The 23,086-nt window shown below is 72.0% G+C and carries 19 protein-coding genes; 9 read left to right on the top strand and 10 right to left on the bottom strand.

Annotated features, from left to right (window positions below; genetic code table 11):
- Positions 1-93 precede the first annotated feature (93 nt).
- From ACLQ20_RS29300 to ACLQ20_RS29285, 4 genes are all read right to left on the bottom strand, one after another.
- Positions 94-1,575 carry a 2-hydroxymuconic semialdehyde dehydrogenase gene (locus tag ACLQ20_RS29300; RefSeq protein WP_327029365.1) on the bottom strand — a complete coding sequence of 494 codons (1,482 nt, stop codon included), beginning with the start codon at positions 1,573-1,575 and terminating at the stop codon, positions 94-96.
- A 23-nt stretch (positions 1,576-1,598) separates the two neighbouring features.
- A complete protein-coding gene (locus ACLQ20_RS29295) occupies positions 1,599-2,936 on the bottom strand; it encodes an NAD(P)/FAD-dependent oxidoreductase (protein ID WP_327029366.1) in 1,338 nt (445 codons plus the stop codon).
- A 117-nt stretch (positions 2,937-3,053) separates the two neighbouring features.
- Complete coding sequence (kynU, locus tag ACLQ20_RS29290) at positions 3,054-4,364, bottom strand: kynureninase (RefSeq protein WP_327029367.1); 1,311 nt, start codon at positions 4,362-4,364, stop codon at positions 3,054-3,056.
- Positions 4,365-4,384: 20 nt separating this feature from the next.
- Positions 4,385-5,284 carry a tryptophan 2,3-dioxygenase gene (locus tag ACLQ20_RS29285; protein ID WP_151455961.1) on the bottom strand — a complete coding sequence of 300 codons (900 nt, stop codon included), beginning with the start codon at positions 5,282-5,284 and terminating at the stop codon, positions 4,385-4,387.
- A gap of 179 nt (positions 5,285-5,463) precedes the next feature.
- On the opposite strand from ACLQ20_RS29285, the gene ACLQ20_RS29280 reads away from it, so the two are divergent.
- The 3 genes from ACLQ20_RS29280 to ACLQ20_RS29270 all read left to right on the top strand — a co-directional run bounded on the left by ACLQ20_RS29280 (position 5,464) and on the right by ACLQ20_RS29270 (position 7,394).
- A complete protein-coding gene (locus tag ACLQ20_RS29280) occupies positions 5,464-5,919 on the top strand; it encodes an Lrp/AsnC family transcriptional regulator (RefSeq protein ID WP_425858190.1) in 456 nt (151 codons plus the stop codon).
- An 89-nt stretch (positions 5,920-6,008) separates the two neighbouring features.
- Complete coding sequence (locus ACLQ20_RS29275) at positions 6,009-6,530, top strand: hypothetical protein (protein ID WP_151455963.1); 522 nt, start codon at positions 6,009-6,011, stop codon at positions 6,528-6,530.
- 12 nt (positions 6,531-6,542) lie between these two features.
- Complete coding sequence (locus ACLQ20_RS29270; protein WP_425858189.1) at positions 6,543-7,394, top strand: class F sortase; 852 nt, start codon at positions 6,543-6,545, stop codon at positions 7,392-7,394.
- Between the two features lie 44 nt (positions 7,395-7,438).
- On the opposite strand, the gene ACLQ20_RS29265 is transcribed toward ACLQ20_RS29270, so the two are convergent.
- Positions 7,439-7,996, bottom strand: a complete 558-nt coding sequence (locus ACLQ20_RS29265) for an HNH endonuclease (protein WP_132239323.1) — start codon at positions 7,994-7,996, stop codon at positions 7,439-7,441.
- Between the two features lie 957 nt (positions 7,997-8,953).
- Between ACLQ20_RS29265 and ACLQ20_RS29260 the strand changes: the two genes are divergently transcribed.
- Positions 8,954-10,132, top strand: a complete 1,179-nt coding sequence (locus tag ACLQ20_RS29260; protein WP_425858188.1) for a low temperature requirement protein A — start codon at positions 8,954-8,956, stop codon at positions 10,130-10,132.
- Between the two features lie 726 nt (positions 10,133-10,858).
- Here the strand turns inward: ACLQ20_RS29260 and ACLQ20_RS29255 are convergent.
- The gene (locus tag ACLQ20_RS29255) at positions 10,859-11,704 is read right to left on the bottom strand and encodes an alpha/beta hydrolase (protein ID WP_151455966.1); all 846 of its coding nucleotides are present in this window, start codon (positions 11,702-11,704) and stop codon (positions 10,859-10,861) included.
- A 150-nt stretch (positions 11,705-11,854) separates the two neighbouring features.
- Here ACLQ20_RS29255 and ACLQ20_RS29250 point away from each other — a divergent pair, with 150 nt between their 5' ends.
- The 3 genes from ACLQ20_RS29250 (at position 11,855) to ACLQ20_RS29240 (ending at position 15,039) form a co-directional block, all read left to right on the top strand.
- On the top strand, positions 11,855-12,907 hold the full coding sequence (locus ACLQ20_RS29250; protein ID WP_425858187.1) for a mechanosensitive ion channel family protein: 1,053 nt from the start codon (positions 11,855-11,857) through the stop codon (positions 12,905-12,907).
- 232 nt (positions 12,908-13,139) lie between these two features.
- The gene (locus ACLQ20_RS29245) at positions 13,140-14,552 is read left to right on the top strand and encodes an MFS transporter (RefSeq protein ID WP_425858186.1); all 1,413 of its coding nucleotides are present in this window, start codon (positions 13,140-13,142) and stop codon (positions 14,550-14,552) included.
- Between the two features lie 97 nt (positions 14,553-14,649).
- Positions 14,650-15,039 (top strand): globin, encoded by a 390-nt coding sequence (locus ACLQ20_RS29240; RefSeq protein WP_192581484.1) that lies wholly within the window; start codon positions 14,650-14,652, stop codon positions 15,037-15,039.
- Positions 15,040-15,127: 88 nt separating this feature from the next.
- On the opposite strand, the gene ACLQ20_RS29235 is transcribed toward ACLQ20_RS29240, so the two are convergent.
- The 4 genes from ACLQ20_RS29235 to ettA form a co-directional block, all read right to left on the bottom strand.
- Positions 15,128-15,715, bottom strand: a complete 588-nt coding sequence (locus tag ACLQ20_RS29235) for a YbjN domain-containing protein (protein WP_151455969.1) — start codon at positions 15,713-15,715, stop codon at positions 15,128-15,130.
- A 149-nt stretch (positions 15,716-15,864) separates the two neighbouring features.
- The gene (locus ACLQ20_RS29230) at positions 15,865-16,590 is read right to left on the bottom strand and encodes a hypothetical protein (protein WP_425858185.1); all 726 of its coding nucleotides are present in this window, start codon (positions 16,588-16,590) and stop codon (positions 15,865-15,867) included.
- Positions 16,587-17,033, bottom strand: a complete 447-nt coding sequence (locus ACLQ20_RS29225) for an acyl-CoA thioesterase (protein ID WP_151457130.1) — start codon at positions 17,031-17,033, stop codon at positions 16,587-16,589. Before ACLQ20_RS29225 ends, ACLQ20_RS29230 begins: the two co-directional genes overlap by 4 nt.
- Before the next feature lie 21 nt (positions 17,034-17,054).
- Positions 17,055-18,731: an energy-dependent translational throttle protein EttA gene (gene ettA, locus ACLQ20_RS29220; RefSeq protein WP_151457131.1), complete on the bottom strand. Its 1,677-nt coding sequence runs from the start codon at positions 18,729-18,731 to the stop codon at positions 17,055-17,057.
- A gap of 332 nt (positions 18,732-19,063) precedes the next feature.
- On the opposite strand from ettA, the gene ACLQ20_RS29215 reads away from it, so the two are divergent.
- Positions 19,064-20,464, top strand: coding sequence for an alpha,alpha-trehalose-phosphate synthase (UDP-forming) (locus tag ACLQ20_RS29215; protein WP_151457132.1), 1,401 nt, complete (start codon positions 19,064-19,066; stop codon positions 20,462-20,464).
- Between the two features lie 38 nt (positions 20,465-20,502).
- The gene (gene otsB, locus ACLQ20_RS29210) at positions 20,503-23,064 is read left to right on the top strand and encodes a trehalose-phosphatase (protein WP_370519000.1); all 2,562 of its coding nucleotides are present in this window, start codon (positions 20,503-20,505) and stop codon (positions 23,062-23,064) included.
- Positions 23,065-23,086 lie beyond the last annotated feature (22 nt).

Genomic DNA, 23,086 nt, shown 5'->3' with positions numbered 1-23,086 from the left:
CCACTCCACTCGGAGCCGCCAGGACACTCCGCGACACCGATGTGCTCGCCACGTCCACCGCGCCCGCGTCACCGATGCACACGCCGCGTCCGGTCATGTCAGATCCACGCAGACGTTGGTCAACTCGGAATAGAAATCAAGGGAGTGCACGCCGCCCTCGCGCCCGATCCCGGACGCCTTCACCCCACCGAACGGCGTCCGCAGATCCCGCAGGAACCACGTGTTCACCCACACGATCCCCGCGTCCAACCGCATACCGGCCCGGTGCGCCCGACCCACATCGCGGGTCCACACCGCCGCCGCCAGCCCGTACTCCGTGCCGTTCGCCAACGCGAACGCCTCGTCCTCATCGTCGAACGGGGCCACATGCACCACCGGCCCGAAGATCTCCTCGGTGTTGGTCCGCGCATCCGCGCCCAACCCCGTCAACACCGTCGGCTGTACGTACGCACCACCGTCACGGGCGTCACCGAAGGCCGGCACGCCGCCCCCGGTCAGCACCTGCGCACCCTCACCACGGGCCAGGTCGTAATAGCCCAGCACCTTCTCCCGATGCTGACGCGAGATCAACGGCATGTTCACCGTCGCCTCGTCGGCAGGCCACCCGAACGACAGCTCACCAGCCCGCTGCGCGAGCCGGGCCGTGAACTCCTCGAACACCGGCCGCTGCACATAGATCCGCTCGGTACACAGACACACCTGACCGCCATTGGTGAAACTGGACCGCACCGACCCCGCCACCGCCGCGTCCAGATCCGCGTCCGCGAACACCAACCCCGCGTTCTTGCCACCCAACTCGAACGACACGGCCTTCACCCCGTCGGAGGCGGCCCGCATGATCGCCCCGCCGGTGGACGACTCACCCGTGAACGTGATCGCGTCCACCCCAGGATGGCGGGTCAAAAACTCCCCCGCCGAATCCGGACCGAACCCGTGCACCAGGTTGAACACACCCTCCGGCACCCCGGCGGCGGCCATCACCTCCGCCAACAACGTCGCCGACGCCGGCGTCTCCTCACTCGGCTTCACGATCACGGCATTACCGCAGGCAAGGGCCGGAGCGACCTTCCACGTGAGCAGCAGCAGCGGCAGGTTCCACGGCACGATCACCGCCACCACACCCACCGGCTTACGCACCGCATAATTCAACGCCCGCCCACCCGACGGCGTCACCGTCGTGAACGACTCCGTCGGCGCCGTCGCCACGATCTCCGCGAACGCCCGGAAGTTCGCCGCACCACGCGGAATGTCCAACGTCCGCGCCTGCGAAATCGACTTACCCGTATCCGCCACCTCGGCGGTCACCAGATCGTCGAAACGCCGCTCCAGCTCGACGGCGACCCGGCGCAACACCTCCGCGCGCTCGCGCTCCCCCATCCGACCCCACGGCCCCCGCAACGCCCCCCGCGCCGCCGCGACCGCATCGTCCACACACGCCCGATCCGCCTCGACCACCTCGAACACCGGCTCACCCGTCACCGGGCTGCGCTTGACGAACCGCCGCCCACCCTCGACGAACTCACCGCCCACGAAGTTGCGCAGCAGGCCCGGGCCGTCGGGCGCCCGCCCGGCCATCAGCCGGGGATCCCAGGTCACGGTCATCGACGCCTCCCCCGGCTGATCGTGAGGCCGACCGCGCCGGCCAGCAGCGCCACGGCCCCGGCGGCCACCGCCCCGAGCAGGCGGTGCTGCCGGCGGACCCGCCGACGCACCTCGGCGTACGGGGTGGTCGAGAAGGACACCAGCTCGTAGCGGGAGACGTACCGGCCCGGCAGCACCCGCTCCAGCGCGTGCTCGACCTTCCGGCCGGCCTGGAACAGCGGCGAGGCGACCTTGTCCCGCATCTCCACGAAGTTCGCCAGCGCCATCTGCGCGATGGCCTCGGCGTTGGCCTGCCGGCGCTGCTGGAACAGCGGCAGCGCCTCGGACCAGTCGTCGGCGCACTCGTCCAGGCAGCGGTCCAGCTCGACGACGTCCTCGAAGGCGCAGTTCGCGCCCTGGCCGTAGAACGGGACGATGGCGTGTGCCGCGTCGCCGAGCAGGCCGACCCTCCCGTACGCCTGCCAGGGGGTGCAGCGGACGGTGCCGAGCACGCCCACCGGGTTGTGCTGGTAGTCGTCGACGAGGCCCGGGGCGAGCGGCGGCAGGTCCGGGTAGTGCTCGGCGAAGTGCCGCTCGATGGCCGCCGGGCTGCCCAGCGAGGCGAAGCTGGCGGTGCCGTGGGTGGGCCAGAAGAGCGTGCAGGTGAAGGAGCGGTCCGGGTTCGGCAGCGCGATCATCATCGAGGTGCCGCGCGGCCAGATGTGCAGCGCCTCCGGGTCGAGGGCGAAGTCCCCGCCCAGCGGCGGGATCGTCAGCTCCTTGTAGCCGTAGTCGAGGAAGTCCACGCTCTCGGTCAGCAGCCCGTACGCCAGCAGCTGCCCGCGCACCGCGGAGCCGGCGCCGTCGGCGCCGAGGACGACCGACGCGGTGGCCGCGACCGTGCCCTGCGGGGTCTCGAAGGTCATCTCGCCGCTGGTCGGGTCGAGCCCGACGAGCCGGTGGTCGAAGGCGACCCGCACCCCGGGCAGGCTGGTGGCCGCGTCGAGCAGGGCGTTGTTGAGCGCGCCCCGGCTGATCGAGTTGATCGCCCGGTCGCCGGCGGCGCTGTACGACTGGAACTGCGCCTCGCCGTCGACGGGGTGGATCATCCGGCCGCGCATCGGCAGCCCGTCGGCCAGCACCTGCTCGTCGAGGCCGATCCGGCGCAGCGCGTCGAGGCCCCGCTCGGAGAGCGCCAGGTTGATGGAGCGTCCCCGCTCCACCGTGCCGGTGCGCGGGTCGGGCCGCCGCTCGTAGAGCGCCACCGGGTAGCCGCGCCGGGCCAGGAAGCAGGCCAGCAGGCAGCCGGCGAGGCCCGCGCCGACGACCGCGATCTCGTCCCGCTGGTCGGTCATGAGCTCATCTCCGTTCGCGACTGCGGGGCTCGCAGCCCCAGCTCACTCCTCGCGCTCACCATGAGCTCATCTCCGTTCGCGACTGCGGGGCTCGCAACCCCAGCTCACTCCTCGCGCTCACCATGAGCTCATCTCCGTCGTGGCGGCCAGCGCGTCGGCGACCCGCCAGCAGTCGTGGAACGTGGAATAGAGCGGCACCGGAGCGAACCGGATGATGTCCGGCTCCCGGGCGTCGGCGATCACGCCGTGCTCGTGCCGCAGCCGCTTGGCCAGTTCGGCCGCGCTGCCCGCGCCGATGCGCACGGAGAGCTGGCAGCCGCGCCGCTCCGGCTCGCGCGGGGTGACCACGGTCAGCGGACGGTTCGCGGTCACCTCGTCCAGCAGCCCCGCCAGGTAGCCGGTGAGCCGGAGGCTGCGCTCGCGCAGCGCGGGCATCCCGACGGAGTCGAAGAGCTCCAGCGAGGTACGCACCGGGCCCATCGCGAAGATCGGCGGGTTGGAGATCTGCCACGCCTCGACGGTGGCCGGCGGCCGGGAGACCGGGGTCATCTCGAACCGGGTGGCCGCCTCGGTGCTCCACCAGCCCTCGAAGCGGGGCAGGTCGGGGTCGCCGAGGTGCCGCTCGTGCACGAAGACGCCGGCCAGCGCGCCGGGGCCGGAGTTCAGGTACTTGTAGGAGCACCAGGCGGCGAAGTCGACGTCCCAGTCGTGCAGGGCGAGCGGGACGTTGCCGGCGGCGTGCGCCAGGTCCCAGCCGACCACGGCCCCCGCCGCGCGGCCGGCGGCCGTGATGGCCGGGATGTCCATCAGCTCGCCGGTGAGGTAGTTGACCCCGCCGAGCAGCACCAGCGCCACCGTGTCGCCCTCGGCGGCCAGGTAGGCGGTCACGTCCTCGGTGCGCAGGGTGTCCTCGCCGGCGCGCGGGCGCAGCCGGACGACCGTGGTGTCCGGGTCGAGGCCGTGGAAGCGGGCCTGGCTGCGCACGGCGTAGCTGTCCGAGGGGAAGGTGCTGTCCTCGATGACGATCCGGGTGCGCGCACCGGCCGGCCGGTAGAAGCTGACCATCAGCAGGTGCAGGTTGACCGTCAGGGAGTTCATCACCACGACCTCCGCCGGGGCGGCGCCGACCAGTCGCGCGGCCGGCGCCGTCAGCAGCTCGTGGTACGGCAGCCAGGGCCGCTCGCCCTCCAGGTGTCCCTCGACGCCGAGGCGGCTCCACGCGTCCAGGTCGGCGGCGAGCTCGTCGCGGGTGGCCCGGGGTTGCAGGCCGAGGGAGTTGCCGGCCAGGTAGGCGGCCTCGGGGTACCGGCCGCCGTCGGCCGGCGGCACGCGGAACAGGTGGCGGTGCCCGGGATCGGCGGCGTCGAGGCGGCGCGCCTCGGCCTCACCGGCGGCGAAACCGGACGGATCGGATGCGGGGGTGGTCATAGCGTCGTCTCGCTCTCGGGTCACATCGCTGTCCGGGCCGACCACAGCTCGGGGAAGACCACCCGGGCCATGCTCCGCTGCAACCACGCCAGTCCGGCGGAGCCGCCGCTGCCCACCTTGGCGCCCATTGTGCGCTGCACCGCCTTGACGTGGTGCTGCCGCCAGTCGCCGAACTGCTCGGCCACCTCGGTCAGCGCCTCGCCCAGCATCCGCAGGTGGTTCTCCGGCCCGGGCTCGGCGTAGATCCGCACCCAGGCGGCCTCCACGGCGGCGTGCGGCTGGTGCTCGGCGTTGACGTCCCGGTCCAGCAGCTCAGCCGGAAGCTCGTGGCCGTGGCGGGCCAGCAGGGCGACCACGTCGTCCCAGAGGCTCGGCGCCGCCAGGGTGGCGCGCAGCTCGGCGTACACGTCGGTCTGCCGCCGGAACGGCCGGATCAGCGTCTCGTCGCGGAGACCGAGCAGGAACTCCAGGTGGCGGTACATCGCCGACTGGAAGCCGGAGCCCTCGCCCAGCAGGTTGCGGAACCGGTTGAAGTCGGCCGGGGTCATCCAGCGCAGCCCGTTCCAGGCCGCGTTCAGCCCCTCCAGGTGCAGCGCGGCGCGGCGCAGCGGGGCCAGCGCGTCCCACACCCGGTCGGCCCGCAGCAGCCGCTGCGTCTCGCGCAGCTCGTGGCAGCTCAGCTTGAAGTACAGCTCCATGATCTGGCTGACCATCAGGAAGGACATCTCGCCGGGGTCGTCGCTCAGCGGCTGCTGCAGTTGGTGCAGCGTGCTGGCGTGCACGTACGCGTCGTACGGCACCCGCTCGGCGAACTCCAGCGTCGGTTCGCCGCCGTTGCGGGCGGCGCGGGCCGCGCGTTGCCGCGGGGTCACCGGGCGCACCGCCGCCTTGGCGGGTACGCGCACGTCCGTCTGCTCCACCGGTGGCCTCCCTCTGCTTCGTCACCCGGGACGGCCGACGGTCGGCCGTTTTCGGGATGTCAACATGATCTCTCGGCGGAACCCCCGGATGGAATGCCGGATCAACGGCGCTCACCCCGTCTGACCTGCTACGCAGAAGGCATGAGCTGGATTCGGCTTCAGGAAAGTAAGGTCGCCTCATGGACGACATGGACTGGGCGCTGCTGCGGGAACTGCAGGCCGACGCGCGCCTCTCCTTCAGCGAACTCTCCCGCCGGGTGCACCTGTCGCCGCCGGCCGTGGCCGAGCGGGTGCGCCGGCTGGAGGAGTCCGGGGTGATCACCGGCTACCACGCCCACGTCGACCTGACCCGGGCCGGCCGCACCGTGGTCGCGCTGATCCGGATGTCCTGTTACGGGGCCCGGTGCATCCTGCACGACCCGGACGTGGCGAACTGGCCCGAGATCCTGGAGATCCACCGGATCACCGGCGACGCGTGCAGCATGCTCAAGGTGGCCGCCGGGTCGATCGACGACTTCGAGGGCGTCATCGACCGGCTCGCCCCGTACGGCCAGCCGTCCAGCACGATGGTGCTCTCCACCCCGCTGGAATGGCAGCCCGTCACCCCGCTGCCCCCCACCGACCGGCAGCGCTGACCCGCCCCGGGTTTGCCCCCCGGCCAGCGGGAAAGCAGGCCCCTGTTGCCCGGGGAGGATTCCGGTGATCGTCACCGGAAGGGGGGATCATGCCGGTGCTCACAGCGTTCCAACGTGCCCTGACCCGCGCTCTGACCGTCTTGGGGCTGGTCGGGGCCTTCGTCCTGACGACTCTCGCACCCGCCTGGGCGGGTGAGAACACCTTCGTCGAGGTGGTACCCAACAGCGCGCAGGCCGGCACCCGGGTCAGCATCCGGGCCGGCTGCGACAACGCCAACAACCGCCAGGCCGACGTGCACTCCGACGCCTTCGGGCGGGTGATGCTGCGGCCGGACAACGGCTTTTTGACCGGCCAGGTCACCATCCCGGGCAGCAAGGAGCCCGGCGACTACCCGGTGGACCTGCGCTGCGACAACGGCAAGACCGCGACCACCACGCTCACGGTGCTGAACATGGAGCAGCCGAGCAAGGGCCCGGCCACCGGGGGCGGCGGCACCGCCGGCGTCTCGGGCACCGGCTCGATGCTGATGATCGGTGGCCTCGCGGTCGTGGCCCTGGCCGTGGGCTTCGGCTTCTTCGGCAACCGCCGCCGGACCGGGTCCGGTTCCTGACCCGCCGTCGCCATGGCCGGCTCCCTGAGGCGTACCAGGCGATCGGATCCGGGCCGGGTCCGGGCGACCACCCGGCGGGCGCTGCGGGCGTCCCGCCGGGCGGCGGCCGCGACCGCGCGCCGGCTGCGCCGGGTGGCCGGGGAGGCGGTGTCGGCGAGCGTCGCCACCACCGACCCGGCCGCCGGTCCGCTGCCCGCCCGGCCCCGCTACCGCCGGATCCCGGCCGGCGGCCGCCGGCTGGCCCCGGGGCGGGGGCCCGGCCTGCCGGTCCTGGTGATCGGGACGTTGATGGCGCTGATCGTCACGATGCTCGGCGTGGAGCGGATCGCCGGCGTGAGCGTGCTGCCGGAGCGGTTCCTCGCGGGGCTGCGACCCGCGCCGAAGAAGTTCCCGGTGCTGCCCGCCAGCCGGCCCGTCGGCATCGCCATCGACCCGATCGACGTCCGGGCGCCCGTGCACGGCGTCGGCATCGCCCCGGACGGCAGCATCGCGGTGCCGGACGCCGCCCGCGCCCAGGAGGCCGGCTGGTACGACCAGGGCCCGACCCCCGGGCAGTACGGCCCGGCGGTGATCGTCGGGCACGTCGACACGACCAGCGGGCCGGCGGTCTTCCACAAGCTGCGGGACCTGGACGACGGCGACCGGATCGAGGTCGCCCGGCAGGACCGCTCGGTGGCCGTCTTCGAGGTGGACTCCGTCGAGCGCTTCGACAAGGACCGGCTGCCGGTGGACGAGGTCTTCGGCGACTTCGACCGCCCCCGGCTGCGCCTGATCACCTGCGGCGGGCGCTGGGTGGGCGGGCAGACCGGGTACGCCGACAACGTGGTGGTCTTCGCGTCCCTGGTCCAGGCGCGCACGACGTGACCGCCCGCCCGCGCGCCGCGTCGTGCGGGCGCGCGGGCGACGGGTCAGGCGGCCTCGGGCTCCCGGCTCAGGCGGCCTTCGGGCTCGCGCAGGTCGAGCCAGTCGGACCAGCGGGGGTCCGGCGCCCGGTGGCCGAGCACGCGCCAGGCGGTGCCCTTCGGGGCCGCCGGCAGCGCGTGCAGCCGCCAGCCCAGCTCGGCCGGCGTCTTGTCGCCCTTGGTGTGGTTGCACCGGGCGCAGGCCGCGACGACGTTCTCCCAGGCGTGCCGGCCGCCCCGGCTGCGCGGGAAGACGTGGTCGATGGTCTCGGCGGGACCCCGGCAGTAGGCGCACCGCCAGCCGTCCCGGGCGAAGATGGCGCGGCGGGAGAGCCCGACGTGGGTGCGGTAGGGCACGCGTACGAAGCGGGTGAGGCGGACGACCGACGGCACCGGCAGCGCGTCGCGGGCGCTGTGCAGGATGCCGTCGCCGTCGGCGACGCAGACCGCCTTGGCGGAGAGCACGAGAATGGCGGCGCGGCGCACCGACACGACACACAGCGGCTCGTAGGTGGCGTTGAGGACCAGCGCACCGGAGCCCACCGTGGGTCGTATGTCAGGCATCGCGTTCACCCTCCCGGTTCAGCGGCCCCCTGCTCGCCACCGCCGACCGGAAACGGGCGCAGTTGCCCACCACGGCCGACGCCGGCCGGATCACCGACGTCCGTGCGCCCATCGTCCCTGATCGGCCCCCGGATTGCACGCACTAATGTGACAAGCCAAGTGGGCATCACCCGGAAACGGGCAGATCTGGCCCCTGAGCAGGGCGGGACCCGTCAGCGCCTCTCGACGTTCTACACCCGTTTTCGATCTCAGTTGTGCCGGATCTGTGCCCGATGATCTTGCAGTTGCATTGATCTCCGTAAACTTGATCAAGGCAACTCAAGATCACTAAAGTGCTGATGTGAAGCGGAAGCCCCCTCCAAGCGGTGGCCCTGGGTTCTCCTGTCCCTCGTCGTCCATGGCCTGCACAGGTGCGCTGGCCGTTCCTGCGGCGTGGGCGGTGAGAGTCCAGGTTGAGGCGGCGGAACAGAGAGAGCGCGCTCCCAATGCGGCGGTGGCTGTCTACCTGCTACGGCTGAGGTCGTAGCTGGCACGGGGGGGTCGTCTGCTCGGCACCGCGGACGCTGCCCCCATGTCTGGGGCTTGCCGGTCCTGCCCTGCGGGTCATTCTCGGCGCCCAGTCCCCGGCGGCGGCCCGTTCTGACGCCGGGGTACACGAGGGTTGATACTCCAACGCCACTTGGCTCCGGCGTTGGGCGCGCGTGGGCATGAGGACGGGCCTCCCAGCAATAAGGGCCGATCGTCACGCATGTCCTGGGACGGATTCGTCACCGTGTGGTGGCGTCCGGGCGCGTCCAACCACTCCCACGACGTCCTGGTCCGGCCAGGAGTCGTTGGCGGTCACCCGTATGGCTTCCCTCCGGGTGCAGGAAATCCAACCCCCGGTGAACCGGGGTCGTGCCGGTGAATATGAGCGGTATGGGACTTCGGGAAGGCGGCCGACAGAGCCAAGACCTGTTGCGACGTCGCGAGGACGTGCAGCAGGCCAACTTCCTGGAACTGTTCGTCGACCTGGTGCTGGTGTTCGCCCTCGCCGGGGTGGTCAGCCGGGTGGCGCGGGAGATCGTCAGCGAAGACCTTGTCGTCCGGTGGTGGTCGATGGGCTTCCTGCCGGTGCTGTCGCTGCCGCTGATCTGGCTGTGGATCACGACCGCGCACATCACCAGCTGGTTCGACCCCCGCCGCCGCAAGATCCAGTGGGTCGTATTGGCCAGTGCCTTCGGGCTGCTGGTCATGTCGACCTCACTGCCGTACGCGTTCGTCAGCCGCGGGTGGGCGTTCGTGCTGCCGTACGTGATCCTGCAGTGCGGCCGGCCGCTCATCCTGATGCCCGCGCTGCGCGGGCACCCTCTTCGGCAGCTCTACCTGCGGTCGGTGCTGTGGCACTCGGCCACGGCGGTGATCTGGTTCGCCGGCGCGGCCGTCAGTGGCGACGCCCGGGTCGCCCTGTGGGGGGTCGCCGTGGCCGTCGACATCGTCGCCGGGCAGCTGCGCTGGCCGGTACCGGGGATGGCCCGGCAGCCGGTCAGTGCGTGGGCCATGGACAGCCGCCACCACCTGCCCGCCCGCTATCAGCAGTTCCTGATGATCGCCCTCGGGGAAACCGTGCTCGCCGTCGGCCTCACGGTGACCTATCAGCCGGTCACCGCGGTGACCGGCGCGGGGCTCGTGGTGGCGTTCCTGTCGACGGTGCTGCTGTGGCGCATCTACTTCTACCGTTCCGGCCAGATCCTCGGCGAAGCCGTCGCCACGGCGGGGGACCGGTACGCCGCCGGTCGCGCCACCGGCACTGCACACGTCGTCATGGTGATGGGCATCCTCACCGCCGCCGTCGGCTTCGAGATCGTACTGAAACACACGGCCGGCAAGCCCGAGCCGGTGTGGCTCGTCGCTATCCTCGGCGGTCCAGCACTGTTCCTCTACGGCCGCATCCGTCTGGAACGCGTCGTGTTCGACCGGCTTTCCCTCCGCCGCGTCGTCGCCATCGCCGCCCTGGCGGTCGCCGCCGTCCCCCTGTATTTCGCCCCGCCGCTGGCCGCTACGGTCGTGGCCGCGCTCGTACTGCTCGCCGTCGCCCTCGCCGACGCCCGCCACGCCGCCGGCCGTCCCGCCGAGGCCCCCTCCCCGGCACACTAGGTAACCCGGTCGGCCGGGGAGCTGCACTGCGACTGTCAAGGGCTTCCCTGATAGCCGTGTGCCGGGGCGTGACCGGCCGCCAGGCCGCACGCGCGCCCCGGTGCGATACGGCGGCGGGCCGCTTGCGCCCCGCCCTTGACGAAAGCGTCGCCAGATCGTCTGTCCTCCTTTACTTCGGGGTCCTTAAGAGCATTTTGAACGCCGCTGTTGTCGACAAGGTCCTTTCCGATAACCCATGTGACGGCGTGAAGCTTTCGCGCGGCTGTTTGGCTTGGAGCCGGCGAAGGCTTGCGCATCGGTGAGGTTCTGGGAATGAAAGCCGGCGCACGATGCAGGGACAGCCAGCCGATCGGCCCTGCTGGTCGAGATGGGATCTGAGTTGTGCCCAAGTTGTGCCGGATGATCTTCTCTTGACGTTCTTGCAGATCAACGCCTAATTGCACTAGTAAATCCCGGATTGCACGCGCACTAATGTCAGAAGCCGGCCAGGCATCACCCGGAAACGGGCAGATCCGCCCCTGAGCAGGGGCGGACCCCTCCGGCGCCGCTCGCCGTCCGGCACCCGCCACCGATTCCGACGCGCCGCATTCCAGGCCCCGATGATCATGTTTACGCCTTGAAGCCGATAAACGCGATCACGACGACCCGATCAATGCCGCACCGGCGGGTGCGACCCCCTGCGCGCATCATCGGCCGCGCTCGGCGTCGATCGGCCCGCCGGGTCCGTCAGAGCCGGGCCAGGGAGGAGAGCAGTGCCGCGGTCTCCCCGGGGCGGACGAGCACCGCGGCGTGGCTGACGTCGAGGGACCACACGTCGAACGGGTTGTCGGGGGTGAGCGCGTCGGCGTCGGCGATGAACCGGTCCTGGAGCGCGATCGGCATCGACCGGTCGGCGGTGAGCCGCAGGTAGGTGCGGGGGACGCGGCCCCAGGTCCCGGGGTCGGCCCGCTCCTCGCCGGCGTCCAGGCTCTCGTCCGGCTCCAGGGTGTTCAGGTAGCCGTGGAACTCGTCGTCGGTGCCGTCGGCCAGGATCGCCTCCCGGAGGGTGGCGAGCAGTGCGGGGTCGGCGGTGCGCCAGTTGAACCGCAGCGCGCCGAGTTCCATCGGGTTCGCGGCGAGCAGGCCGCCGACGCCGTTCAGGGCGCTCGACGCGTTCTCCGCCGAGGCCTGGTAGCCGGCCGGGGTGTCGGCGGCGCAGCACCACGCCGAGATGTAGACCAGCCGGTCCAGCAGCTCCGGGGCGGCGTTGGCGACCCCGGTCAGGGTGAGCCCGCCCCGGCTGTGCCCGACCAGGATGACCGGTCCGTGCTCGCGTACCCGCCGCACGACGTCCAGGACGTGGGCCACGTTGTCGGCGTGGCCGACGCCGGCCATCGCGCTCGGCGCGGTCGCCAGGGCGGCGAGGTCCTGCGGGGCCTGGTACGCCGCCGGGAACGTCGCGCCGAAGCCGTGCCCGGGCAGGTCGACGGCCAGCGAGCGGTGCCCCCGCAGGGCCAGCTCCCGCTGCATGGGCGCCCAGGTGAACGAGTTGCTGCCGGCGCCGGGCACGAAGACGAAGGTGGAAGCTGTCATTTGATCATGATAGTTGCGCCGTCACCTCGCGTTCCCGGGGCGGGACCTGACCGGTGCGACCGCGCCCGGGCGGCACGCTCCACCGGGGGCCGGGTCACGACGCGGAGGGTCGGGGGGTTCGGGCCCCCCCGGGTGCGGTACGAAGACAGCGTGACCGCTGCCAGCCTGACGCCGCCCGCCCTGCCCGCCGTCGAGGCGCCGGACCCGGCCCCGTCGCCGACCTGCCTGGACGACGCCCTCTGCAAGAGCGTCTACGACATGACCGGCTCGGTGTGGTTCGCCGAGGGCAGCTACTGGATCCTGCTCAAGCCGCTGCGGATCGTGATGATCCTGCTGCTGGCGGTCGCCGCCCGGTGGCTGGTGCACCGCACGATCCGGCGGCTGGTGCGCACCACCACCGACGCGGGCGTGCCGACCATGCTGCGTCCGCTACGCGAGCGGATCCCCACCGCCGCCGTCGAACCCGGCGAGTTCGTTCCGGAGCGGCGCCGGCAGCGGGCCGAGGCGATCGGTTCGGTGCTGCGCAGCCTGAGCACCGCGTTCATCTTCGGCATCGCGCTGCTGATGATCCTCAAGGAGTTCAGCTTCGACCTGGCCCCGCTGCTGGCCAGCGCCGGCATCGCGGGCGTGGCCCTCGGCTTCGGCGCGCAGAGCCTGGTCAAGGACCTGATCGCCGGCCTGTTCATGCTGATCGAGGACCAGTACGGCGTCGGCGACACCGTCGACCTGGGCGAGGCGACCGGCGTGGTGGAGTCGGTCGGGCTGCGGGTCACCACCGTCCGCGACGGGCGGGGCGTGCTCTGGTACATCCGCAACGGCGAGATCGTCCGGGTGGGCAACAAGAGCCAGGGATGGGCCCTGGTGGTGGTCGACCTGCCGATCGGCTTCGCCGGCACGGAGGAGGCCACCGCCGTGCTGCGTACCGCCGCCGCCTCGGTGGCGATCGACCCCGACCTGGCGCCGGAGATCGTCGAGGCGCCGGAGGTGCTGGGCGTCGAGCAGATGACGGTCGACGGCGCGGTGATCCGTACGGTGGTCAAGACGACCGCGGACGGGCAGTTCGCCGTCGGCCGGGAGCTGCGTCGCCGGCTCGCCGAGGCGCTGGAGAACTCCGGCATCACCGCGAAGATCGCCGCCGCCCGGTTCTACCCCGGCATGCCGGTCTCCACCCCCGGCGAGACCGGGCAGGGCGGCGCCACCTGAGGCGTCCAGAACGCCGGGCGGCGGGGGTCGCGAGCCGGGTGGCCCCTCGGGTATCGTCCGTTCGTTCAGTCGGAGATGCGACGATCAACCCCTTCGCCCTAGCCACTCGTCGGACGATCGGGCAAAATCCGGTGCAACGCGCTCCCCCGGAGCGTGATCACGTCCTCGCTGATCCGTAGATCTGACGACGGTTCCCGGGCCGTCCATCACGAGTGGCCCGCTCAGGGGAACGATGGAGGCGACGGTGCCTGACGAGCGACCATCCCCGGAAGGGCCGGCAACCTTCCGCGAGGTGTTCGCCAACCGCGAATACGGCGCCGTCTTCACGGCCAGCGCGCTCTCCTGGATCGGCGACTACATCGCCAAGGCCGCGGTCACCCTGCTGGTCTACGAGGAGACCCGGTCCGTCGCGCTCTCGGCCGCCGCCTTCGCGGTGAGCTACCTGCCCTGGCTGGTCGGCGGCCCCCTGCTCGCCACCCTCGCGGAGCGGCACCGCTACCGGCAGGTCATGGTGATCTGCGACCTCGTCCGGATGGTGCTGATGGTGTGCATCGCCATCCCCGGCGTGCCCGTCCCGATGATCCTGGCCCTGCTCTTCGCCACCACGCTGGCCAACCCACCGAGCCAGGCCGCCAAGTCGGCGCTGATCCCCCTGGTCCTCACCGGGGACCGCCTGGTGGTCGGGCTCTCGATGATCAGCAGCGTCGGCCAGGCCGCCCAGGTCGTCGGCTACCTGGCGGGCGCGGCCATCGCCGCCTTCAACCCGACCACCGCGCTCCTGGTGAACGCGGCGACCTTCGCCCTGTCGGCCGCGCTGGTCCGCTTCGGCGTGGCCGACCGACCGACGGCGATGACCGCCGCGCACCGCAGCCACCTGCTGCGGGAGACCGCGCAGGGCTTCCAGATCGTGTTCGGCACCCCGGTGCTGCGGGCCATCGCCGTGCTGGTCTTCGCCGCCATGCTCTTCTCCGTGGTGCCGGAGGGCCTCGCCGCCGCCTGGGCGAGCGAGCACGCCGGCCAACTGGACGCCGGCGCCGCGCAGGCGATCATCATGGCGGCGAACCCCGTCGGCTTCATCCTCGGCGGCCTCGTCGTCAGCCGGGCGTTCGGGCCGGACCGCCGGCTGAGCCTGATGCGGCCGTTGGCGGTGCTCTCCCCGCTGGCCCTGGTGCCCGCCCTGTTCGACCCGCCGCCCCTGGTGGTGGCGCTGCTCGCCGCAGCCTGCGGGTTCGCCGTCGCCGGCATGCTGCCGGTGGCCAACGGGCTCTTCGTCCGGGCGCTGCCCGACGGCTTCCGGGCCCGCGCCTTCGGCGTGATGGCGACCGGCGTCCAGGTCATCCAGGGCATGGCCGTCCTGGTCACCGGGTTGCTGGCCGAGCGATACTCCATCCCGCTCGTGGTCGGGGTGTGGAGCGCCGTCGGGGTGCTGCTGATGACGCTCGCCGCCCTGCGCTGGCCGAGCCGGTCGACGATCGACGCCGCGATCGAGGCGGCCCAGCAGGCGGGCGGAGCGGCCCCCCGGCAGGCAGCCGGTCCCGCCGCCCCGGCGGGCGCGCAGGGGCGGCCCGCGGAGGAGCGGTCCGGCGGGCCGGCGGGCCGTTGGGCGGTCGCCCCGGCGAGGCGGGACGGCGGCGGCACGCGGTGACCCGACCCACAGCCGGCACCCCCCGCTCGCCCGACGTGGCACCTGGCAGGATGGAACGGTGAATGCCGCAGGTGAGTCCGACCGTCCCGGTGCGTCGATGACCCTCTTCGAAGCGGTCGGCGGCGAGCCCACTTTCCGCAAGCTGGTGGACGAGTTCTACGCCGGGGTCGCCGACGACCCGCTGCTGCGCCCCATGTATCCGGAGGAGGACCTGGGCCCGGCCGCGGACCGGTTGACCCTGTTCCTCATGCAGTACTGGGGCGGCCCCAACACGTACTCGGCGCAACGGGGGCACCCGCGACTGCGGATGCGCCACGCGCCGTACCGGATCGGCGCCGCCGAGCGGGACGCGTGGCTGCTCCACATGCGCCGCGCCGTGGACCGGCTCGACCTGCCGCCGGAGATCGCCACCGCACTGTGGGACTACCTGGAACGGGCCGCCTACTTCATGGTCAACGCGATGGAGGACCCGGCGGGGCCGGCCTGACCGGGCCGCCCCTCGGGTGCCCGGCGGAGGCCGGGCGACCCGTCGGCGTTCGCCCGGGCACCGGATCGCCCGGCGGGCGTCCGGCGCCTCAGAGCAGAGCGCCCTCGTCGTGCAGCCAGTCCACGAAGCTGGTGGCGACCGCCGCGCCGCAGTCGAGCATCTCGACCAGCAGCGCGTCGTGCGCCCCGGCACCGAACGGCACCTGCAACTCCGCGTAGATCGGCAACTGGCCGCGCTCGGTCGGGTCGCCGATGTAGGCCTTGCAGAAGCGGCGGGTGTGGTTCCACTCGTTGACCACGCGGTAGGCGCGGTCGGCCCAGTCCGGCGGCACCGTCGCGTGTGGACGGGCCCGCATCACCAGGATCTCGTCCTCCGGACCCTCGAGTGTGACCAGCACGGCGTGCCGCTCCCACATGGCCAGCAGGTTGCCGTCGCCGTCGGCCAGGTAGCGCACGTCGAGCCTGTCGAGTGCGTCGCAGACGCGGCGTAGGGTGACCGGCTCGACCGTGGCGGGCATGTCCGCGATCACGGCTCGCTCCGTCGGCGGGCAGTCGTCTCCCGGCTGACGGGGGGTCGGTGGTCCGACCCGGACGGTGCTCTCCACTGTGACCCCGCTCCGCCTTTCCGGGTCGCCGCCGCCGTTGGCGGGACCGGGGCGCCATGACCACCACGGCATCGCTCGCGCACCTCACTCCCCAGCGGATCCACTCGCCTACGGTGCGTTGGATCCGAGGATGGACGGTACCCGGACAGCCGGGTTGAAGCACCCCCCCAACGGCAGCCCCAGGACAGAAGAATGACCGAGGGTCAGCCGAACGGATGAATTCAGAGGGGCCGCACGGCAAGTTCGGTGGCCTTCTGCGACCATATCGCTCCGTACGGTCCCACCAGGCCGACCCATCGGCCAACCGTGCGCACCTGGACGTCGCCCCCGCCGACCGTCCCGGCCACCCCCTCGGCGGGTCCCAGGAAGCCCATCCGGACCACCCCCTGGACCATCCGCTGGGTCACCTCGACCGGCTCGCCTGGCGGGTCCTCCGGGGTGACCACCACGGGCACGTGGTCGAGCAGCGCGTCCCGCAGCGCCCGCTGCCCCACCGCACGCCCGCCGACGCCGTGGGTGCTGGCGTCGCGCAGGGCTCCCGCTGCCGCCGCCGCGATCCGCCGCAGCTCCACGCCCGGCAGCGTCTCCACCCGGCGGCTCGCCGCGGGCGGCAGCGGCCACCGCCACCGCTCGTCCCGCCGCGTCGGCAGGGCCGCGCCGCCCGCCGCCAGCTCGGCCAGCAACTCGCGGGCCGGGACCGTGGCGTCGCCGGGGCCGTCGCCGGCCACCGTGCGGACGACCAGCACGCCCCACGGCAGACGCCCCCAGAGGGCCGTACGGCCCGTCGCGCCGGCCGACCTGAGCCGGACCGGCGCGTCGCCGTCCAGCCGGACGAGACGGGCCAGGAAGGCCCCCGCGTCGGCCGCGTCGGCGATCCCGTGCCCACCGGCGACCGTCCCGCCGCCACCGGCCCCCGCCGGGGCGACCGGCCCGCCGGCCGCCGTCACGCCACCCCGCCCTGCGGCGCGTACGTGAGCAGGAACGTGCGCTCCTCCGGGGTGATCCGCCGGGGCCGCTGCCGGGTCAGGTCGAACGGCACCAGCACCGAACGGGCCCGGCTGGCCAGCACCTCGCCGTCGAAGAGCTCGTAGGCGACGGTGAAGGACGCGCCCCGGATCTCCTCCACCCACAGCTCGATGCGCACGGTGGGGGCGGCCTCGGCGGTGGCCCGGCCGAGGGCGTACTCGACCGGGCGCAGGTAGTCGATCTCGTGCCGACTGATCACGACGCCGTCGGCGAACGAGCCCACCCCCCACGCCCGGCCGCCGGCGAACATCAACGCCACCCGCGCCTCCTCGTAGAGGGTGAGGAAGCGCGAGTTGTTGATGTGGCCGTACGCGTCCAGGTCGGACCACCGCAGGGTGCAGTGGTAGACGAAGCGATCGCTCATGATCGGCTGCGGTCCGCGCTCTTAGTCACGGGTCAGCTTGCGGTAGGTCACGCGGTGCGGGCGGGCCGCCTCCGCGCCGAGCCGGTCGATCTTGTTCTTCTCGTACGCCTCGAAGTTGCCCTCGAACCAGAACCAGCGGGACGGGTCCTCGTCGTCGCCCTCCCAGGCCAGGATGTGCGTGGAGACCCGGTCGAGGAACATCCGGTCGTGGGAGATGACCACGGCGCAGCCGGGGAACTCCAGCAGCGCGTTCTCCAGGCTGGAGAGGGTCTCGACGTCCAGGTCGTTGGTCGGCTCGTCGAGCAGGATCACGTTGCCGCCGATCTTCAGCGTCAGCGCCAGGTTGAGCCGGTTGCGCTCGCCGCCGGAGAGCACCTTGGTCGGCTTCTGCTGGTCCGGCCCCTTGAATCCGAACGCCGCGATGTACGCCCGCGACGGCATCTCGACCTTGCCCACCATGAGGTAGTCCAGGCCGTCGGAGACGACCTCCCAGACGCTCTTGTCGCCGTCGAGGCCCTGCCGGTTCTGGTCGACGTACGACAGCGAGACGGTGGGGCCGACCCGGACCTCGCCGCCGGTCGGCTGTTCCAGCCCGACGATGGTCTTGAACAGCGTGGTCTTGCCGACGCCGTTGGGGCCGATGATGCCGACGATGCCGTTGCGGGGCAGCGAGAACGACAGGTTGTCGATCAACAGCCGGTCGCCGAAGCCCTTGCTGAGGTTCTGCGCCTCGATCACCGTGTTGCCCAGGCGCGGGCCCGGCGGGATCTGGATCTCCTCGAAGTCGAGCTTGCGGGTCTTCTCCGCCTCGTTGGCCATCTCGTCGTAGCGGTCGAGTCGGGCCTTGGACTTGGTCTGCCGCGCCTTGGCGTTGGAGCGGACCCACTCCAGTTCCTCGGTGAGCCGCTTCTTCATCTTGGCGTCGCGGCGGCCCTCGACGGCCAGCCGGGCCGCCTTCTTCTCCAGGTAGGTGGAGTAGTTGCCCTCGTAGCCGATGGCCCGGCCGCGGTCCAGCTCCAGGATCCAGCCAGCCACCTTGTCCAGGAAGTACCGGTCGTGGGTGATCGCCATGACGGTGCCGGCGTACTTGGCCAGGTGCTGCTCCAACCAGGAGACGCTCTCCGCGTCCAGGTGGTTGGTGGGCTCGTCGAGCAGCAGCAGGTCGGGCGCCTCCAGCAGCAGCTTGCACAGCGCCACCCGGCGGCGCTCGCCACCGGAGAGCTGGGTGACGTCGGCGTCCGGCGGCGGGCAGCGCAGCGCGTCCATCGCCAGTTCGAGCTTGGAGTCGATGTCCCACGCGTCGAGGTGGTCCAGCTCCTCCTGGAGCCGGCCCATCTCCTCCATCAGCTCGTCGGAGTAGTCGGTGGCCATCTGCTCGGCGATCTTGTTGAACCGCTCCAGCTTGGCCTTGGTCTCGGCGACCGCCTCCTCGACGTTGCCGAGCACGGTCTTGGCGTCGTTGAGCGGGGGCTCCTGGGCGAGCATGCCGACGGTGTAGCCGGGCATCAGCCGGGCCTCGCCGTTGCTCGGCTTGTCCAGCCCTGCCATGATCTTGAGGAGGCTGGACTTGCCGGCGCCGTTGGGGCCGACCACACCGATCTTGGCCCCCGGCAGGAAGCTCAGCGTCACGTTGTCGAGCACGACCTTGTCGCCGTGCGCCTTGCGCGCCTTTTCCAGGACGTAGATGTACTGGGCCACGGTGTGGGCTACCTCCGTAGGGTTGCGACTGGGATCGGCGGGCGCGGGCGCGGGCTTCGACCTCCGCCCGCCGCCGCCGGCCGGTGGCCGGCCGCACGCACGCCATCCTCAATCCTGACAGGTACGCGGCGTCGCGCCCACATCACCCCGCCCCCGAACCTCCGGACGCGTCGCGCCACCCCTGCTTCCGAGCAGGGGTATCGACAAGATCACGCCAAGGGTTGGACCATCGTGGGAAGGGTAGGTGACTCCGGCACGGGGCCCCAGAAGCCGCAGCTACGCTCAGTACGCTCATTCGCGGTTGACCCGTCAGCACCCGGAGGTGGCCGAACGTGACCGTCCGCAGCTCCTTTGTCGTAGTGGCGAACCGGCTACCCGTCGACGAGGTGAGCACCCCCGAAGGACGGCAGTGGCGTCGCAGCCCCGGGGGGCTGGTGACCGCACTGCACCCCGTCCTCGCCGAGCACCAGGGCACCTGGGTCGGCTGGGCCGGTGGCACCGGCGCCGCCCCCGAGCCCTTCGACCTGGAGGGCATCCGGCTGCACCCGGTGCCGCTGAGCGCGGAGGAGCTGGAGCGCTACTACGAGGGCCAGTCCAACGCGACGATCTGGCCGCTCTACCACGACGCGGTGGAGACGCCCGCCTACAAGCGCCGCTGGCGTGAGGCGTACCGCCTGGTCAACGCCCGTTTCGCGGAGGCCGCGGCGGAGGTCGCGGCCGAGGGGGCGACGGTCTGGGTGCAGGACTACCAGCTCCAGCTCGTCCCGGCGATGCTCCGCGAGCTGCGGCCCGACCTGCGGATCGGCTTCTTCCTGCACATCCCGTTCCCGCCCATCGAGCTGTTCATGCAGATGCCGTTCCGCACCGAGATCCTGCGCGGCCTGCTCGGCGCCGACCTGGTCGGGTTCCAGCAGCGCCTCGCCGCGCAGAACTTCGTCCGGCTGGCCCGGCACCTGCTCGGGCTGCGCTACGAGGGGCAGATGATCCAGGTCGACGGGCGCCAGGTGAAGGCCGGCGCGTTCCCGATCTCCATCGACACGAAGGAGATGGAGCGGCTGGCCGCCGACGCGGCGATCCAGGCCCGGGCGAAGGAGATCCGCGAGGAGCTGGGCAACCCGAAGACGATCATCCTGGGCGTCGACCGGCTCGACTACACCAAGGGCATCGAGTTGCGGCTCAAGGCCTTCCGCGAACTGCTGGCTGACGGAAAGTTGACAGTTCCCGACGCGGTCATGGTGCAGGTCGCCACGCCCAGCCGCGAGCGCGTGGAGCACTACCAGGCACTACGCGTGAAGGTGGAGCGGGAGGTCGGCCGGATTAATGGCGAATTCGGCAGGGTCGGCGTGCCGGCGGTGCATTATCTGCATCAGTCGTACAGTCGCACTGAACTCGCCGCGATGTACGCCGCCGCCGACGTGATGATGGTGACCCCGCTGCGAGACGGAATGAACCTGGTAGCCAAGGAGTACGTCGCATCGCGCGCCGACCAGGGCGGTGCACTCGTGCTCAGCGAGTTCGCCGGCGCCGCCACCGAGCTGCGTCAGGCGTTCCTGTGTAACCCGCACGACCCTGACGCGGTCAAGGACGCCCTGCTGAGGGCCGTGCACGTCGAGAAGCCGGAGGCACGCCGCAGAATGCGGACAATGCAACGCCATCTTCGCACCCACGACGTGGGGCACTGGGCGAAGTCCTTCCTCACCGAGCTCGGTGTGCCTCAATCGGAGGACGCGTGAACGCCGCCAACGAGATCGTCACCCCGGCGGCCGGCACGATGGACCCGGAACTGCGGGCGGCCATCGGCCGCATCGCCCGGGTACCCCAGCTTCTGATCGCCTGCGACTACGACGGCACCCTGGCGCCGATCGTGGAGGACCCGAGCAAGGCCGTGCCGCTGCCGGAGTCGGTGGCGGCCGTCCGGGCGCTGGCCGCCCTGCCCCAGACCACCGTGGCGGTGGTCTCCGGGCGGGCCCTGCGCGACCTGGCCGCCCTCTCCCGGCTGCCCAGCGAGGTCCACCTCGTCGGCAGCCACGGCTCCGAGTTCGACATCGGCTTCGTCGAGCGGCTCTCCCCCGAGCTGATCGCGGTCCGCACCCGGCTGCGCGACGCCCTGCGCGAGATCGCCTCGGCCCACCCGGGAATCCGGCTGGAGCGCAAGCCGGCGAGCGTCGCCGTGCACACCCGCGGGGTGGCCCCCGAGATCGCGGCTGCCGCCATCGAGGCGGTCCGCAGCGGCCCAGCCACCTGGGACGACGTCACCGTCACCCAGGGCAAGGAGGTCATCGAGCTGTCGGTGGTCGCCACGCACAAGGGCACGGCCGTCGACCAACTGCGCACCCAGCTCTCCGCCAGCGCGGTGCTCTTCATCGGCGACGACGTCACCGACGAGAACGCCTTCGGCAACCTGCACGGGCCGGACGTCGGCATCAAGATCGGCCCCGGTGACACCCAGGCCGGCTACCGGGTCGCCGAACCGATCGAGGCCGCCCGCGCCCTCGGCCTGCTGCTGGAGACCCGGCGGCACTGGCTCTTCGGCGAGCGCGCGGTGCCCATCGAGCGGCACTCGATGCTGGCCAACGGGCGGACCGTGGCCCTGCTCACCCCCGAGGCCAAGGTCACCTGGCTCTGCCACCCAAAGCCGGACTCGGCGGCGATCTTCGCCGACCTGGTCGGCGGCAGCCCCGCCGGGCACTTCAGCGTGGCCCCGGAACGCGGGGGCATCCCGCTCGGGCAGCGCTACCGCTCGGGGACGATGACCGTCGAGACCCGGTGGTCGGGCCTGACCGTCACCGACTGGCTGGACAAGCCGGCCAGGGAGACCACGCCGGACGGCCCGGCCGTCGTGACCGGCGACTCGACAATGGTCCGGGTGCTCACCGGCTCGGGCCGGGCCCGGCTGGAGTTCGCGCCCCGGCCCGAGTTCGGCCAGGTCGCGGTGCAGTTGCAGCCGATCGGCGACGGCCTGCTGGTGCTCGGCTCCAACGAGCCGGTCGCGCTCTACTCGCCCGGGGTCGAGTGGCAGGTCACCAACGACGGCGGCTACGAGACGGCCAAGGCCGTCGTCGACCTCTCCGCCTCCGGTGGGCAGGTCGTGCTGGAGCTGCGCTTCGGCACGCACAGCCTGGAACACCACCGGATGTCGGTCCACGAGCGGCAGGCCCTGGCCGAGCAGCCCTGGAAGGACTGGGTGGCCACCCTGCGGCTGCCGAGCACCGCCCGGGACCTGGTGGTCCGCAGCGCGCTGACCCTGCGCGGGCTCTGCCACGAGGCCACCGGCTCGATCCTGGCCGCCGCGACCACCTCGCTGCCGGAGGAACTGGGCGGCGTCCGCAACTGGGACTACCGCTACTGCTGGCTGCGGGACGCGGCGATGACCGCGCGGTCCCTGGTCGACCTGGGCTCGATCGAGGAGGCCGAGGCGCTGCTGCGCTGGGTCGACGGGTGCATCGAGCGCACCGGCGGGCACCCGGAGCGGCTGCACCCGCTCTACACGGTGGACGGCTACGAACTGGGCGCCGAGGCGGTCATCGACACCCTGCCCGGTTACGCCGGCTCCCGGCCGGTCCGGGTCGGCAACCTCGCCAACCACCAGCTCCAGCTCGACGTCTTCGGCCCGATCGCGGACCTGATCGCGGCCGTGGCCGACGCCCGCGGCTCCGTCCGCGAGGACGAGTGGCGGGTGCTCGACAACATGGTCGAGGCGGTCCGCCGCCGCTGGCACGAGCCCGACCACGGCATCTGGGAGGCCCGCCTCCCCCCGCGGCACCACATCTTCTCGAAGGTGATGTGCTGGATGACCGTGGACCGGGCGCTGCACGTCATGCGCCAGCACGGCGGCGAGGACCGGCCGGAGTGGGTGGAGCTGCGCGACCGCATCGGCGCCAACGTGCTGGAGTACGGCTGGCACGAGACCGTCGAGGCCTACAGCGTGGCGTACGGGGACGAGGAGATGGACGCCTCGTCGCTATGGATCGGGCTCTCCGGCCTGCTCCCCGGCGACGACCCGCGCTTCCTCTCCACCGTCCTGCGGATCGAGGCGGACCTGCGCAGCGGCCCGGTCGTCTACCGCTACCACTGGGACGACGGCCTGCCCGGGCGGGAGGGCGGCTTCCACATCTGCACGGCGTGGCTCATCGAGGCGTACCTGCGCACCGGACGGCGTACCGACGCCGAGGAGCTGTTCTCGCAGATGGTGGACACCGCCGGCCCGACCGGCCTGCTGCCCGAGCAGTACGACCCGATGGCCGAGCGCGGGCTGGGCAACCACCCGCAGGCCTACAGCCACCTCGGCCTGATCCGCTGCGCCCTGCTGCTGGACAACATGCTCAAGCAGTGACCTGACCGGCGACGACGGCGGC

The organism is Micromonospora sp. DT46 (genome assembly GCF_049841735.1).
Lineage (GTDB): Bacteria > Actinomycetota > Actinomycetes > Mycobacteriales > Micromonosporaceae > Micromonospora > Micromonospora reichwaldensis.
This window is presented reverse-complemented; position numbering and strand designations above follow the sequence as displayed.